General features: G+C 41.5%; 12 protein-coding genes. 1 reads left to right on the top strand and 11 read right to left on the bottom strand.

Translation table 11 applies throughout. The features are described from left to right. Positions 1 to 50 precede the first annotated feature (50 nt). Together KKC46_10745 and KKC46_10750 are read right to left on the bottom strand one after the other, a co-directional pair. Positions 51 to 1,484 carry a sigma-54 dependent transcriptional regulator gene (locus KKC46_10745; protein MBU1054295.1) on the bottom strand — a complete coding sequence of 478 codons (1,434 nt, stop codon included), beginning with the start codon at positions 1,482 to 1,484 and terminating at the stop codon, positions 51 to 53. Continuing rightward, entirely contained in the window at positions 1,481 to 2,965 is a 1,485-nt protein-coding gene (locus KKC46_10750) for an MCP four helix bundle domain-containing protein (protein ID MBU1054296.1), read from the bottom strand. The genes KKC46_10745 and KKC46_10750 overlap by 4 nt, the downstream gene beginning before the upstream one ends. A 286-nt stretch (positions 2,966 to 3,251) precedes the next feature. On the opposite strand from KKC46_10750, the gene KKC46_10755 reads away from it, so the two are divergent. Further along, positions 3,252 to 4,268 (top strand): ribonuclease T, encoded by a 1,017-nt coding sequence (locus KKC46_10755; protein ID MBU1054297.1) that lies wholly within the window; start codon positions 3,252 to 3,254, stop codon positions 4,266 to 4,268. 154 nt (positions 4,269 to 4,422) lie between these two features. On the opposite strand, the gene KKC46_10760 is transcribed toward KKC46_10755, so the two are convergent. The 9 genes from KKC46_10760 to KKC46_10800 all read right to left on the bottom strand — a co-directional run. Next, positions 4,423 to 6,381 (bottom strand): cation:proton antiporter, encoded by a 1,959-nt coding sequence (locus tag KKC46_10760; GenBank protein ID MBU1054298.1) that lies wholly within the window; start codon positions 6,379 to 6,381, stop codon positions 4,423 to 4,425. Positions 6,382 to 6,479: 98 nt separating this feature from the next. Beyond that, the gene (locus tag KKC46_10765; GenBank protein MBU1054299.1) at positions 6,480 to 7,184 is read right to left on the bottom strand and encodes a Bax inhibitor-1/YccA family protein; all 705 of its coding nucleotides are present in this window, start codon (positions 7,182 to 7,184) and stop codon (positions 6,480 to 6,482) included. A 77-nt stretch (positions 7,185 to 7,261) separates the two neighbouring features. Then, positions 7,262 to 9,919: a cation-translocating P-type ATPase gene (locus KKC46_10770; GenBank protein ID MBU1054300.1), complete on the bottom strand. Its 2,658-nt coding sequence runs from the start codon at positions 9,917 to 9,919 to the stop codon at positions 7,262 to 7,264. 403 nt (positions 9,920 to 10,322) lie between these two features. Continuing rightward, entirely contained in the window at positions 10,323 to 10,760 is a 438-nt protein-coding gene (locus KKC46_10775) for a formate/nitrite transporter family protein (GenBank protein MBU1054301.1), read from the bottom strand. A 112-nt stretch (positions 10,761 to 10,872) separates the two neighbouring features. Beyond that, complete coding sequence (locus KKC46_10780; protein ID MBU1054302.1) at positions 10,873 to 10,968, bottom strand: formate/nitrite transporter family protein; 96 nt, start codon at positions 10,966 to 10,968, stop codon at positions 10,873 to 10,875. A gap of 312 nt (positions 10,969 to 11,280) precedes the next feature. Next, positions 11,281 to 11,586: a zf-TFIIB domain-containing protein gene (locus KKC46_10785; protein ID MBU1054303.1), complete on the bottom strand. Its 306-nt coding sequence runs from the start codon at positions 11,584 to 11,586 to the stop codon at positions 11,281 to 11,283. A 185-nt stretch (positions 11,587 to 11,771) separates the two neighbouring features. Next, on the bottom strand, positions 11,772 to 12,281 hold the full coding sequence (pal, locus tag KKC46_10790) for a peptidoglycan-associated lipoprotein Pal (protein ID MBU1054304.1): 510 nt from the start codon (positions 12,279 to 12,281) through the stop codon (positions 11,772 to 11,774). Between the two features lie 180 nt (positions 12,282 to 12,461). Beyond that, positions 12,462 to 14,651, bottom strand: coding sequence for a hydantoinase B/oxoprolinase family protein (locus KKC46_10795; GenBank protein ID MBU1054305.1), 2,190 nt, complete (start codon positions 14,649 to 14,651; stop codon positions 12,462 to 12,464). A gap of 26 nt (positions 14,652 to 14,677) precedes the next feature. Further along, positions 14,678 to 16,592, bottom strand: a 1,915-nt coding sequence (locus KKC46_10800; GenBank protein MBU1054306.1) for a hydantoinase/oxoprolinase family protein, incomplete at its 5' end; no start/stop codon positions are given.

The following is a 16,592-nucleotide window of genomic DNA, read 5'->3' on the forward strand; positions in this document are numbered from 1 at the left end:
GATCAACAAAGAGATAACTTGCACCGAATTAGCATATAGGCAGTATGCAATTAATTATCTTCCCGGGCAAATGTTTCCATGACTATGTTGTGTTTTTCAATTCTTGAATGAAGTGTGGGACGGGAGAGGCCTAAAAGTTTGGCAGCCTTTGAGCGGTTTCCATTACATATATTTAAGGCTTCACTTATTAATATAGACGAGAATTCATCCATGAAGCTGTCAAAAAGATTTTCAGCATCGCGGGTTTTCAATTCTTTTCTAAGCCATTGCCTCATGGCTTCATCGCCCATATCCTTCTTTGATCCGTCCGAATGAGGTTTTTCACAGATAACCTGGGAAATATCATCAGCGGATAAGGGCACTCCCCGGTTAAATATCAGAGCTTTTTGTACAGTGTTTTCAAGTTCACGTACATTACCTGGCCACGAATATGACGAAAGCAAAGTTTTTGCCTCATCATTTATTCCGGGGTTTTTAATGCCTTTTTCATTAGAATATTTTGTGAGAAAATAATCCGTTAAAACAGGTATATCATTTTCCCTTTCTCTTAAGGAAGGAAGCTGAATCGTAACTACTTTCAAGCGATAATAGAGATCCTCTCTAAATCTTCCGTCAAGAATCGCCTTTTCAAGGTCTCTGTTTGTAGCTGCAATGATTCGGACATCGGTATTAATATTAACAAGGCCGCCGACGCGCTCAATTTTTTTTTCCTGTATAAGTCTCAACATTTTTGCCTGAAGATTTAAAGGCATATCCCCGATTTCATCCAGAAAAATTGTTCCATTATGAGCCTGTTCAATCTTTCCCACCTTGCGATGAGCTGCGCCGGTAAAGGCGCCTTTCTCATAACCGAACAGTTCACTTTCAAGCAGATTCTCCGGAATGGCAACACAGTTTATTACAAGAAAGGGTTTATCAGCCCTCAGGCTATACTGATATAAAGCTCTTACAACCAATTCCTTTCCGGTTCCGGATTCACCCCGCACCAAAACAGTAGCATCGGTTGGGGATACCCTCCCTATTGCTTTGTAGAGTTCCTGCATTACACTGCTACGTCCGACTATCGCATCTCTTGATGCTTTATCGGTAATTGCGTCCACATCAACAGGAGAACGCATAAAACGGCTTGCATTTATGGCCTGTTCAATAAGAGAGAGCATTCCAGGTATGTCAAAGGGCTTAAGGATGTAGTCAAATGCTCCCAGTTTTGTTGCTTCGATAGCTGTTTCCGTTGTTCCGAAGGCGGTCATTATTATAACCGGAAGTTTTGGCTCAATTTTATGTATTGCCTTAAATGTTTCAAGTCCGTTCATGCCAGGCAGACGCATATCAAGAATTACAATATCAGGAGCCTGATTCCTGACTTCACTTAAACCGGCTTCACCGGAAGCAGCTCCAACTACACAATAGCCTTCTTCAGCCAGAAGTTTTTGAAAACTTTTGCGGAGCTGATCATCATCATCAATAACAAGAATAGAGCTCAAATGCTTTTTCCTTTACTTTTGTCTTTTGCAGGAAGAGTAATTATAAAAGCCGCGCCCTCCCGTTTCTTTGATTCAACATCAATACGACCGCCATGTTCTTCAATTATTCTGGTTACTATACTAAGCCCAAGCCCTGTTCCCTCTTCCTTGGTTGTAAAAAAAGGCTCCATAATTTTTGCAATAAAAGATTTTGGAATTCCTGGGCCATTATCACTAAATTTTAACACGACAGCTTTACCTATTGCAGTATCAATATCCTCATATTCATAAATTGTTATTAAACCGCCTCTTATCATTGCTTCGCAGGAATTGATCATCAGATTGACTATTACTTCTTTTAGTTGTTCAGGATCAATATCTATTTCAGGAAGATTTTTTTCTCTTACAATATTTACTGTAACATCATATGATTTAATACGATGTTCGAGCAGTTGTATTGCAAGATCTACTACAAGAGAGGGGCTGATTTTTTGCATCTTCAGTTTTGGCGGCCTTGAAAATTCAAGAAAGTTCTGAACTATGGTATCCATCTGGCGTATTTCATCAGATATCACCTTAATGTCATCTTGCTGTGTTTCTGTAAGGTTTTTGGAACGTTCAAGCGAAAAAAGCCGCATTTTTACGGATGTAAAAGGATTTCTTATGCTGTGTGCCATTCCCGCGGCAAGTTTTCCTACCAGGGCCATCTTCTCAGACTGCTGTAAATGTTCACGACTTTTTTCCAGTTCAAAATGTGTAAGGTCGAAATCATTGATCAGATCTCTTACATTTTTAACAAGCACTGCGATTTCATCATGCGCACTTCCTGTATTACCTTCCCGGCCTGCTTCCATAGCCAAACGGTAAATAGGCTTTAGAATGCCTTTAACAAGAAGAACCCCCATCATGATAATAAGAAATGTGCTCATAATAAGAGCACTTACGGCAAAATATCTTAATTGAATAGCTTCATTATGACTATTTTCCTTGGCAAGGGCAACCCTGTTTACATGAACAATCTTATATTCATCACAAAGTTCGATAATCTTGGTAAATTGATTTCGTACATCTTTATGAAGCTTTGCCCCTTCTTTACGCTTACCTGCAATATAATAAGAGATAACACGGTCTTTCAATCCTATATAGATACCGTATTCCTTTTCTATATTTTCGATAATCTTTTTTTGAGATTCATTTTCGGATATGAGTTTTACTTCTTCGAGTTTCTTCTTAAATATCTGTCTGTATTCACCCAACTGTCTCAGCCATTCCGGATCATTATCGAGAAAATAATAGGTTACAAAACCCTTCTGACTTATTATAGCCATTTCAAGTTCTTCAGCTGATTGCAACGCAACTATATCTTTTTCAACCAAATGCGTTAAGGCACTTTCTATTCTGAAAGTATACCAAAACATAACGGAACCGCCAAGAATTGTAATTATTATGAGCGATATCAGTATTGCGTATATTCTTATACGGAGACTTAAATTATTTTTCATTTTGTTTTATTTAAGAAGATAGCTCGTGTTTTCCTGCTATAGCATGGTTTAAATTTATTCTTCAGTTGCATTAGCCTTTACGTTTATATATCTTCTTATACCAATGGTGTATAATTTTACAACCTCATAAATTCTACTTTGCCTTTATATATTTGAATATCATGGAATTAAAACAAGGCTTTTTTTCCCATAGCCGACAAAACAGCTAAGGAACTGATTTTGGGTTCGATGCCCAGCGAAAAATCTTTGAAAAAGAGCGAATAAAATATGCCGGGAGATAAAAGATATGATTAAGTTTATAAAAACAATTGTACTTATTGTAATGGCTTTTTGTATTGCTTCAAATGTTTGCGCCGCTTCTCCGGCCACCGGAACTATTACAGCAACCCAAGCCTGCCAAGCTTATGTTTCAAAAAACAAACTAACCAACCCCGATAACACAAAGCTTGTGATCAACAAAAATTATCCGGTTATTGAGGCCAATAAAGCAGAAAATCCCAGTTGGTACCGGGTGCGTGTTTCCGGTGCGAATCCGGTAGAACGTTGGATTCCAAAGCATTGTGGTACGTTTGATGTCCAAACCGAAAATAGCGGAAGTTCCGGTGGACAAAGTGGTACTCAGACTAATGAATGCCAGACTGCGGGCCTGGAAGATAGTTATGTGCTGGCGTTAAGCTGGCAACCCGCTTTTTGTGAAACGCATTGTGATAAACCTGAATGCCGTATAGAAGATAAAAAATCGTATCAGGCACGTAATTTTACCCTGCACGGTTTGTGGCCTAATAAAAAATCATGCGGTAAAGATTATGGCTTCTGCGGTGAGGTTCAAAACACACCGGGCGATTTTTGCGACTATCCTGTGCTGCAACTTTTTTCTCAAACCCGGCAAACGCTCGAACAAGTTATGCCAAGTGCCTCGGCTGGCTCCTGTTTACAGCGCCATGAGTGGTTTAAGCACGGTACCTGCCAGACTAAATGGTCCATTGATGAATATTACGAAACAGCCATAGATCTGACACATCAATTCAATGAATCGGGCATAGCTTATTTTTTTACCCGCAATACAGGTAAAAATGTCAGCGAAGAAGAGTTTATCAGCAAAGTGGAGTGTGCACTCGGAAACGGCACGCACAACCGCATAGAGTTAAAATGCAGTAATGGAAATCTGGTTGATGTGTACATAACCTTGCCGGCTGATATTACTCCCGGCCAAAGTCTGGGTGAACTAATGGGACAGGGGGAAAGCCGGTATAAATCAAATTGCGGCGGCAGCTTTCATATAGACCCGATAGGCGTTCAATAATTGTACTGCTTTTAGCGATGGGTTACGAGAGATGGGAAGCGCATAGTGAAGTGGAAGCATTATGGTTTTTAAACTCGTACTGAAAGATTTGTATAAATAAAATCAGAAAAACATATCATTCTCATAAATAATTTCCTCCTCACCGAATATTCTATCAAACTCCGGCTATTTTTTTAAATTCGTTTCGTTCTTGCTGATTACCGACAATTGCCACCAGATCCCCTTCTTGAAAAGAATAATCTGCTTTAGGATTGGAAAAAAATACTTTTTCTTTGATAATCCCTACAATTGATGCCCCGGTTCTGGCACGAACAGCAGCATCTTTAATGCTTTTACTGACAAGAGGGCTTCCAGGTGCAAGAGTAACCCACGAAATTTCCAACATATTTTTTATATTATCAAACTTTGCAAGAAGCCTATGATCACTATTCGATTGATAAATCGGCGCATAAATTTTTTGTCGTACGGCATCGGTGTATTGCTGAATAACGGCTACAGGAATTTCCAGGTGGAGAAGTGCCTGCCTTGCAATTTCCAGCCCTGCCTCCATCTCTGGCAGAACCGCCATATAAACCCCGCTTTCATATAACTTCCGAGCATGATCAGCGCCAATAGCCCTGACAATGATATGCAATTCCGGTCTAAAACGAAGAGCCTGTTCTACAATCGACTGAGAGGTAACAACTGAAGGGGTAGTAATGAGCAAAAGTCTGGCGGCATGTATTTTTGAAACATCAGTCACTGTTGACTGACTCATGTCGCCATAGATTATCGGATATTTTGCAGCTTTACATTCAAGCATTCGCTGGTAATTTAATTCAATGATGACAAAAGGGAGATTGAGTTGAGTCAAGATCTGGGCGATGTGTTGTCCCACCCGCCCGCCGCCGGCGATGACGACATGATCCTTAAGTCCTGAATGCGGAATGTTTTCTGTTTGCAAGGGTTCATACTTGAATAGGCGTTTTTTTAATTTATAGAGAGGAGCCGCCAAGGACGAAGCAAATGGGGTTAACACCATGCTCAACACTGATACGGCGAGGACGAGTGAATACATATTCTGGTCGATGGCCTTAGTTTCAAGTCCTAGCCGTGCAAGTACAAACGCAAATTCACCCACCTGAAACAACCCGAGCCCAACTGCAATTGGAACAATATTGATATATCGGAAGAGCATGGCCAGCAAGGAGAATGTTGTACCTTTGAAAACCGCGATGACAATAACCAGAGAGAGAATCTTGTCCCAGTTTTCCAACAAAAACACCGGGTCAAGAAGCATGCCGACCGATGTAAAAAACAAAAGACCAAAGATATCCCTTAGGGGAATAATATCACTCAATGCTTGATGACCATAGTCAGACTCACTCAAAACCATACCGGCAACAAAAGCGCCGAAAGCAAAAGAAAGCCCGAAAAGGTATGTGGCATATCCCACCCCAAGACCTATGGCGGTGATGGATAAAATAAAAAGTTCCCTGGAGTTCCATTGGGCCACATGCGACAGCAACCATGGAAGTACTTTTCTGCCCAGATAAAGCATCACCACCAGGAAGATTCCAGATTTGATTACGGCAATTACCAAGAGGGGCAAACCCGCCTCGGGGTTGCTTAGTTGAGGGAGGATAATCATCATCGGAATGACGGCCAAATCCTGAACAATGAGCATACCAATCATTACCCGACTGGAAAGTGTTCCCACAAGCCCCCTGCTCATAAGGGTTTTCAGGGTTACCATGGTGCTGGAAAGTGATATTAATGCCCCAAACCATAACGCACTCGCCGAGGACCACCCTAAATACTTCCCAAGACAAAAGCCAAGACCGATGGAAAGCAGAATTTGAACAGGAGTGCCAAACAGGGCAATGTTTCGTACCGGTTTTAACTCGCTGAGAGAAAATTCCAACCCCAGCGCAAAGAGAAGAAGGGCTACTCCGATTTCTGCCAATAGTTCTATTTCATGAATATCTCCAACCGTAATCCCACCAGTGTATGGTCCTACAACAACGCCCGCAAGTATGTACCCTAAGATCAACGGTTGTTTGAATTTTTGCGCAATGAGCGCACCAACCAAGGCGGCAAGAACGATAATTATGATATCTGCGGCTATACCCATCAGGAGAACCTCACTTCAATTGCATTTTTTCATCCTCTATATTTTAGCCTAATATAGGAACATCATTTATTTGACGAATGAACTTAAGAGCTTACCAGCTACCTCCTGTCTCCCATAATTCTTAACAACATAAGGAATAGATTTATAAAATCCAAATATAGTGAAAGAGCTCCCAATATAGCTCCTTTTCTAATAACACCTGCCTCGAGTCCGGAAGGTTGTGTCATTGCCATGTGTTTTAATTTCTGCGTATCATATGCAGTTAATCCAACAAAAACTATTACTCCGATATAACTGATAATCATACTCATGGCGGAGCTTTTTATAAATAAATTGGCAACAGACGCAATTATAATGCCTATTAATCCCATGGTCATAAATCCGCCCATTGATGTCAAATCGCGTTTTGTTACCATTCCGTATATGCTGCATGCTAAAAAAGTCGCAGCGCATACAAAGAAGGTTGATGTAATAGATGAAGCAGTATATATAAGAAATATAGCAGATAAAGTAGCACCGTTTAATGCTGCATAAATTATAAACATTGCCGTTGCCGTTGATGCTTTCATCTTGTTTACTCTGGCGCTTATTGTAAAAACCAGTGCTAATTCGGCTATTATTAATCCGAAAAATACAAGCTTATTGCCGAATATCAAGCTTTGGAGTCCGGCATCGTTTGAAACATAATAGGCAATAAGACCTGTAAGAGCGAGACCGATTCCCATCCAATTATAAACACTGCGTATAAATTCATTTACAAGAATCTGGGTTTGTGCACCTTTAAGCGGATATGATTGTTGCATATTTTTTTCCTTTTAATTTTATATGTTAATAAAAATTTTGTTCTTTATATTAAAATAAACTCCATAATAAATAACTTTTATGAGTTTCTTCTCTTGACAAATTTTTCTATTTCTACCGCAAAGAAAACTACAGAAGACAATGCGAGAGTAAACAATAATTCAACAAAGGTTAATGGTTCTGTCTTGAATATCGGGTTTAAGGCCGGAACATAGATCGTTGACATTTGAAGGGCAAAAGTCAATACGAATGCACTCAGTAAAGGTTTATTTGATGCCAATCCCTGGCTGAAAATAGACTCGGTTTCCGATCTTATTGCAAGCACATGTCCCATCTGGCTCAAGCATAAAACAGTAAACACCATGGTTTGCCAGTGGGCGTGCCCTGTTTTAATAGACCATGCCTGCGTAAAGATTGAAACAAAGCCCATGAGGAGTCCTACCCAGACGATATGGACGCCAAGACCGTGTGCAAAAATGCTTTCCATAGGGTGCCTGGGCGGTCTTTGCATGATCCCTTTTTCGGCAGGCTCTGCCGCAAGGGCAAGACCGGGAAGTCCATCAGTCACGAGGTTTATCCAAAGAATATGAATCGGCAGAAGAGGGATAGGAAGCCCTAAAAATGGGGCAAGGAATATGGTCCATATCTCGCCGGAATTGCTTGTCATGGTGTATTTTATGAACTTACGGATGTTGTCGAAGATTCGTCTTCCTGCCTTGACAGCCTTTACTATGGTGGCGAAATTGTCATCAAGCAGTATCATATGTGCCGCTTCTTTTGAGACATCCGTTCCTGTAATTCCCATTGCAACACCGATGTCCGCCCTTTTTAATGCCGGAGCATCATTGACCCCGTCACCCGTCATGGCAACAAACTGTCCCTTGTCCTGAAGGGCCTTTACAATCTTCAGCTTTTGTTCAGGGGCCACTCTGGCATAGACCCTTATATGTTCAACCCTTTCTTCAAAATCCTCCATGGATAACTTTTCAAGTTCTCTGCCGGTAATTACGGCATCAGAGCCATCTTCTAATATCCCAATCCTCCTTGCTATAGACTGTGCGGTAAGAGGATGGTCGCCCGTTATCATTACAGGCTTTATCCCGGCTGCCTTGCACATTGAAACAGCTTCTTGTGCTTCTTGCCTCGGTGGGTCAATCAGCCCCGCAAGACCCACGATGGTAAGTTCTGACTCAACATTTTCAGGAACTAAACCGTCAGGCAAAGCAGCCCACTTTCTAATGCAAAGACAAAGAACCCTCATGCCATCGGCAGCCATCGCATCGTTAATCTTGTTAATCTCACCAATATCAACTGCCGTTACTCCCTTAGATGATAAGACATCAACCGACTTTTCAATTAAAACATCCAGGGCTCCTTTTGTAAAAGAGATGAAAGCAGCTTTATCTTCCGGTTCCGGACTTGATGCCTGCCATTTATGAAAGGTGGTCATACACTTTCTATCTGAATCAAATGGAATTTCGGCAACGCGGGGGAAATCTTTTTCTAATTCTTTTTTGTCAAAACCGTTAAGTTTCGCAGCAGTGTATAAAGCAGTTTCAGTGGGATCACCGATAACATTGTTTTCTCCATCCGTTTCGGCATCATTGCTAAGGGCAAGTCCCGTCATGAAATAACCGGAAACGGATAATTGATCGCTACCACTTTCATTTTGCAAGCCTTCTAACGCACCGGCTCCTGCCGACATACCATCAGCGTATATTTTTTCTACGCTCATCTTATTCATAGTCAGGGTTCCGGTTTTATCTGAACAGATGTAGGTCACTGACCCGAGGGTTTCTACAGCGGGTAGCTTTCTAATGAGGGCATTCTGCTTTACCAGCTTTTTTGCTCCAAGCGCAAGTGAAATGGTTATCACAGCGGGAAGTGCTTCAGGGATTGCGGCAACGGCAAGAGAAATGGCGGTAAGAAGCATAAGTAAAGGAGCTTCCCCCCGTAGAATGCCTGCTATAAAGACAATAGCGCATATTGCAAGAATGGCAAAGGCGAGTTTTTTGCCAAAGCTTAAAAGCCTTTTCTGAAGCGGTGTCTTTACTTCTTCCTCATCCTGAAGCATGGTTGCAATTTTGCCGAGCTCAGTATTCATGCCTGTTGATGTAACAATACCTGTGCCGCGGCCATAAGTAACAAAGGTCCCTTTATATGCCATGTTCTTCCTGTCACCAATCGGAAGATGTTCATCATGCAGAGCTTCGGTTCGCTTTTCAACCGGGACAGACTCGCCAGTAAGCGCAGCCTCTTCAATCTTTAACTGTGAAGACTCTATCACCCTCATATCGGCAGAAATAATCATTCCTGCTTCAAGAATTACAATATCGCCTGGGACAAGGTGTGAGGCCGATATACGCTCGTGCACGCCGTTTCTGATTACGGTTGCAAATGAGGCCGTCATTTTCTTCAGGGCCGCCATTGCCTTTTCCGCCCTGTATTCCTGTATGAAGCCAAGAACTGCATTTAAGATAACAATCACAATTATGGCTATGGTATCGGAAAGATCCCCTATAAACCCCGATATTACGGCGGCGGCAATCAGGATAAGAATCATAAAATCTTTGAACTGATCAAGAAACATCGCAAGAGCGGTTTTCTTCTCTTTTTCCTTTAACTCATTAGGGCCATATTCTCCAAAGCGTTTCAGCGTCTCTTCTGAAGAAATGCCCTGTGCGGATGATCCAAGTTCGTTAATGACTTCATTTATATTCTTCTGATGCCAGTTCATTGGTAGTTCCTTAGTCCTTATAGGGTTACGCCCTTTTCTCATATCTATAATGCTCTCTACAATACCTGCAAACAATACGCAGAATAACCATACCTAAACAATGGGAATCTCTACTTTCTTATTACTATTCGTTTATCTCTTTTGTATATCTCCCACACCTATAAATGGCACTGCCCCGCCGCCTGTAACCTGCGGGAGGATCCCATTCCATTTATCTATAGCCCTGAGATTGGCCTCTATCTTTCTAAGCTCTATAAGGTCCGGCGAAATATTTGCCTTTTGCAGTCTCAGGGACTCTGCCTCTGCCTTTGCTGCTGTGATCGTCTGCTCCGCCTCTATCTTTATCCTGTCGAGGTCTCTTTTTGCCTTTAGTGCGAGCTGTTCTGCTGTCTCCTCTTTTGATTTAAGTTGTTAATACCCCACAGTCTCTGCTGTTGGGTTTCCTATTATATATAAACCAGTATATCAGCCCTACCATTACCAATCCTCCTATAACATTTCCTATTGTTACAGGAAGTAGATTTGCAAAGAAGAAATTATCCCATGTCAGGGCAACATAGTCACCTGCGGTTTTGCCGATATTTTCCCACAAAAGAGGCTGTGCATAAGATTTTATGAAAATGCCTATGGGAATAAAATACATGTTTGCCACACTGTGCTCAAAACCTGAAGCTACAAAATCAGTTATTGGAATAATTATGGATAATATTTTATCCGTAGTAGTTTTTGCGCTGAAACACATCCATATGGCAAGACATACCAGAGTGTTACACATAATTCCCAGAAATAAAGCTTCTATAAAGCCAAGATTGCATTTTGCCGTTGCTGTATTTAAAAGCATTAAGTCCGATTGAACCTTTGCCGAACATGAATTGATGGGTGAAAAGCATAATTATTGCGGTTAAAATAGAACCTGTAAAATTCCCAAGATAGACTATAGTCCAGTTTCTTAATTACTGTTTTAAAGATATTTTGCCGCTTGCCAATGCCATAATAATGAGATTGTTGCCTGTAAATAATTCTGCACCGCTTGTAGCTTTTTTAAACACCAGGTTCTTCCGCTTTTTTTGCCATCTCTGCCGGAAGCAGCATGTCTATACGGTATTTTATATCCGTATCATAAGTTATTGCTACTCTGAGAGTTTTCTCTTACTGAACGGCTGTTACGGGTTACGAAGCATAGATTACAATTTGGGAAACCTGATCCACCCTCCCAAAAATTCGCGACTAATTACATAACCCGTAACTGTGATATTTTCCTATAGCAATTTAATAACTCAGCTAAAATGACTTCCGTAGATGGTTTTTATGTTTGTATTTGTGAGTTATGCGGGAATGCCGGAAACATATTTTAGCCACATTTACTTCTTAAATACGCTGAACAATTTATCCATGCCTGTTTTTTCAAACTTGGAAACCGTTTCCAATTCTCCGGCATCCAGCCAGATTCCGTCACATTCTGAGCATTTATCGATCTTGATTGATTTGTAACTAATCTCTAAAAGCTCCATGCCGCATTTGGGGCATCTCATAAAATGAAGTTCTTTAAGTCTTTCTTTATCCTTTCCAGCGAGTTTTTTGTGTTTTTCGTCTTCAATTTTCTTTTTTCTTTCAAACTCCATTCTGGCAAAATACTCTTCTTCTTTTTCAGTGGGTTTCTGAACCATGATCGTTTCCTCCCTTGTTTTTATATGGGGTTTTGTTTTTTATCTTTTTCTAAAAAGTTTATGGCAATTTTATACTAAGAAAGCCTTTGATGTCAAAGCTAATACAATTAATATTAGGATAGATTTTTTCCGATGGTAAAAATAAATTGAAGATTCCCCGCCGCAAGCAGCGGGGAATGAAGTTGCTATTTCGGTTCAATAACGAAATGATCCCTTCTGTTCTTAACCCAGGCATCTTCGTTATGACGAGGATCAAGCGGTTTCTCTTCTCCGTAGCTGTTGATTTTTAAACGTGATGAGGCTATGCCAAGATTGATGAGAAAAGTTTTTGCACTTTGGGCACGCCTCTCTCCCAGAGCAAGGTTATATTCATTAGTTCCGCGTTCATCACAATGCCCCTCAATTGTTACAGACACACCTGGATATTTCTCAAGATATACCGCTTTCTTTTTAAGAATATTCTTAGCATTACCGTTAAGAACCGAGCTGTCAAAATCAAAAAGAACATCCTCATTAACAAATTTCATTGCTTCTGTTGTACTCATAGACATTTTTTCATCTAGGGAAGGTCCCTTGGGTTTGATATAAGTCTGCTCATCCGGAAAAGTTTCAACATCAATATCCGCAGAAGGCTCATCAGTGTTCATTTCTTGTTCAGGTTCAGGTTCATCTTTGACTTCCACGGAATCACTCATTACTGAGCGTTTACTGCAAGAAACAAAAAATAATAGCCCAGGAATTAAGAATAACAGAACAAAAACAATCAACATTTTATTCTTCATTTTCAATCTCCCTATAGTTATATAAAATTATTATACACCATAACATCACTTTTTACTTCTATATGCTATTTTCATTATAGAAACGTATTTCTATCAAGCACCAACTTGCACATCCCAAACAGGAGCAGTGCCCGGAGGAAGAGCATCCTGGCATAACAATGTAGTACAACTCGGGCAATAGAATTCATGATAAACAAGAAATCTATCGGTCTGAAGATAATTCTTTCCGATTTCGCTTCCTTTGATCTCGGCTTTTAATGCATGATCTTTGTAATTCTGATCATTTCCGCAAAATACATGGCCGCATTTCAAGCACTGGATCTTCTTGTCTTTGGTTACTTGCAGGTTTTCATGAATTCTTATGATACCTTCTTCAATGGAAGCACAATTTAGCTCGGGAGCTTTACATGTTGTCGCAGCACGCTCTCTTCTTTTTGCCTTGAGAAGTTCTCTTTGTTTTTCAGTTCCCTCTTTGTTTATGCCTTCATTATTACCTTCAATTATTACACCATATATATCTTTTGCGTATTCAGGAGATATTATCAGATTAATAATATCGGCTAAAACTCTTTCAGGTTCACGATCCAGAGGATCTCCATAGCCGCCTGCGCCTACTCCGTACAAATAGTAAATATCACCCTGGAAAGCAGGTGTTGCGGAAACCATGGTAGGCCATTCTTTTTGATCGCCTCCGGTTGCTTTAATATCTTCAAGACAAGTAATAGCCTTTCCACTTGCCAGATATGCGTCACTTGTGGTGTTATTGGCAACGTAATTTTTATAAGGAGCCGGCTGATGTCCTCCCCAAAGTCCTGGACCAGCTGTGGTTTCCTTGTTCCAGCCAAGAATAAGAACCTGAACTCCGGGAGTATTATGAACCTTATAGATAATCTCCATACCTGTGCCGCCGCGGTATTTTCCGGCGCCGGCTGAATTCATGGCCTGACGTTTTGTAAGATAAATAAAGGGCATGATTGATTCATACATCTCAACATCTCCGGCTATAACTTCAGGTGTTACGGGAAAGCAACCCGAATCAACACCGTCAAAACCGGAACCGGCGCCCTGACCGCCGCTTAATATATCAAAAAATACCGTCCCCATAACAAGTCCATACTGATTGGGACCGCCCCAGGCTATAACCGCAGAATTGGGGGGTGAACAGGCATTCTGATCGCCATAATATTCAGGAACTCCTACCATCATTTTCGAAACCAGAGTATTTAATATAGCGCAAAGCTGTAAAACATGGAAAGCCGACATGCTGACAGGTGCAGGCCAGTTTGCATTTTCTATACTACCTTCAGGAGCTATAATATCTACAACGTCCAGAACACCCCTGTTCCACTGCTCTATATAAAACAACCGGGTACATAAAATAGTGTAAACAACACCTCTCACTGATTCGTAAATCATATTTGTAGGGCCTGGCCTCTGGGGATCGGAACCGGTAAAATCAATAGTAAGTTTGTCTCCTTTTTTGGTCATGGTCGTGACAATTTTAGCCAGATTGTAGTTTTTGCCGTCATGATCTATATAGGATACATCCCGCCAGACGCCATCGGGAAGTTCTTTCAGTTTGGCCTTGGCATAAGCTCTTGTATCATCGATCATCTGCACAAATATGGACTGCATGTCTTCTTCGCCATATTTTTTAAATAATTTTAATATCCTTTCCTTGCCCACGTTTAAACCTGCAACACGGGCACGGCAATCAAGTGTTATTCCTCCCGGATCACGAACGGCTCTTTGAAGAAGCATATATGTATCTTTGCGCTCAACACCTTTATCCATGAGTTTCAAACCGGGAATTCTGATTCCCTCGTGAAATATTTCCAAGGCGCTCGGGCACATCCCTCCGGGCTCTATAGCTCCTACTTCACCTGTATGAAACAGGGCGGAAAGCCAGCAGATCAACCTGCCTTCATAATACACAGGGCAAAAACAGGACTGGTCCGGAGCATGCATTCCTCCGATGTACGGGTCGTTAAACATGAAAACATCGCCATCGTTTATGCCGGGATTTTCGCTGTACCATTCTATAACTTTTCCAATTTGTTTTTCCACACCGCTTATGTGCAGCAACAAACCGGCTGAACTTACTATCGTCTCACCGTTGGGCTGATGCAGACTGAAAAGAACCTCTTTTGCCTCTGTTACCACCACCGAGCCTGAAACCTTCTCCATAGTGGAACGTCCCTCCCACAAGGTCTGCCAGATACTGTGCTTAATAACCTCATAGGTGATAGGATCTATCTTGAAATCACAACTATCTGTACTCATATATATTCCTCCTCTACGGTCAAAAATTAAAGTTTTACGATAACCACGTTCATGTATGCATCGACCTCCGCCTTTTGATCGGGGAGGATGACCATGGTGGTGCTTGGTGTTTCGATAATGGCCGGGCCTTCTATCTTGTTGCCGTATTTCAACTTTCTGGAATCGTAGATGTTGGTTTCTGCATAATCATTGTATTTTCTGAAAAAGGCCGGTCTTGTCCCTTTAACAGCCGGTGAAGAATCGGCTACAGGCTCATAGGAAGCCTTTTCAAGGGAAGGTTTAAGAAGTTTACTTACTGCATTTAACCTGAAAGTTACAACCTGCATACCCGCTTCACGGAATCCGGAACCCTTGCCGTAAATTTGCTCATATCTGCCTTCCCAATCATTCATAGTCTGCCGGACATCCTCGGCATTAAGCTTTTTGGTCGGAACAGGGATATTGACTTCGTGAACCTGCCTGTTATATCTCATATCAAGCTCGCGGTGAAGCTCAACATCGGCTGCTGCTATGCCTTCAAGAGCCATATCTTCAATAGCTTTTTTTTCCATGCTTTCAAAAACCGCATTCAGGTGCACCGGATCAGCAGGCATGATATTAACATCGGTCTGGGTGTAAACATGAATTACATCCGAACAGGCAATGCCGAATGCCGAAAATACCGAAGACTGAGGAGGAATTACAACCTTTTTAACGCCCAAATCTTTTGAAAAAGATGCGCAGTGCATAGGCCCGTTGCCGCCATATGAAAGAAGTACGAAATCTCTCGGATCATGGCCTTTGTCAATTACCGACTGCCTTAAGTTGTCTGCCATAAAAGAATTGATAATGTCATATATACCGGCAGCAGCCTGAACCACATCCATGCAAAGAGGATCGGCTATTTTTTCTTTGATCGCCTTGTAAGCTTTATCTTTATTTATGGTAAGCTTACCGCCGAAAAAATAACCCGGATTCAGATAACCAAGTACAACATCAACATCGGTCACTGTGGGTTCTGTGCCTCCACGTTCATAGCAAACAGGGCCTGGGGTGGAACCGGCACTGTCGGGACCAACTTTTAAGCCGCCAGTAACCGGATCGATTCTTGAGATTGTTCCGCCTGCTGCTCCGATACATGTGATGTTGATAATCGGGATAGTTACACGAAAGCGCATCATGATGGGCTCTTTCTTGAAAGACCATTCACCGTCTGCCAGAACGCTTACGTCAAAACTGGTGCCACCAACATCTGTTGTTATTATGTTTTTTTCCCCAAGAACATTACCTAAGAATTTGCTACCGACAACACCACCAACAGGACCGGATTCAATGGTTGAAACAGGTCTTGCAGTCTCCCAGCTTGTTACACCGCCGTAAGCATGCATAATGGAAATATCCTGCTTTAACCCGGAATTCTTCAGCTCCTGGTTTAATGAATCAATATATTCGCGTGTCAGCTTTCCTATACAGGCATCAATAATAACAGTCATTGTACGGGCATATTCTCTGAGTTTGGGAGATATTTCATGAGATACCGCCAAATAAATATCCGGATAATTCTCCTCTACCAGCTTTTTTAACGCAATTTCATGTTCCGAATTCGTAAAAGACCATAACAGACATATGGCTATAGCCTCACAACCTTCCGCCGCCAGCTCATCAATTGCCTGCTTTGCCTGTTTGAGATCCAAAGGAATTACTGCTTTGCCGAAGCAGTCTATACGCTCAACTATGCCTTTAATCAATGGACGGGGTACAAGCGGCTCAGGTTTGCGGCAGGTAGCCTGATGTTTGACTTCATCTTCACTAAGCCCATCAGTTTTTGCACCGGCTCTCATAATGATGGAAATATCTTCATGCCCGGCTGTGGTTAAAAGACCTACTTTTCCGAATGTACGGTTTATAACAGCATTGGTTCCAAGAGTCGTGCCATGACCTACGTAAACCGTACTAGGCAAA

This window comes from Pseudomonadota bacterium (genome assembly GCA_018817425.1).
Classification (GTDB): Bacteria; Desulfobacterota; Desulfobacteria; order Desulfobacterales; family RPRI01; genus RPRI01.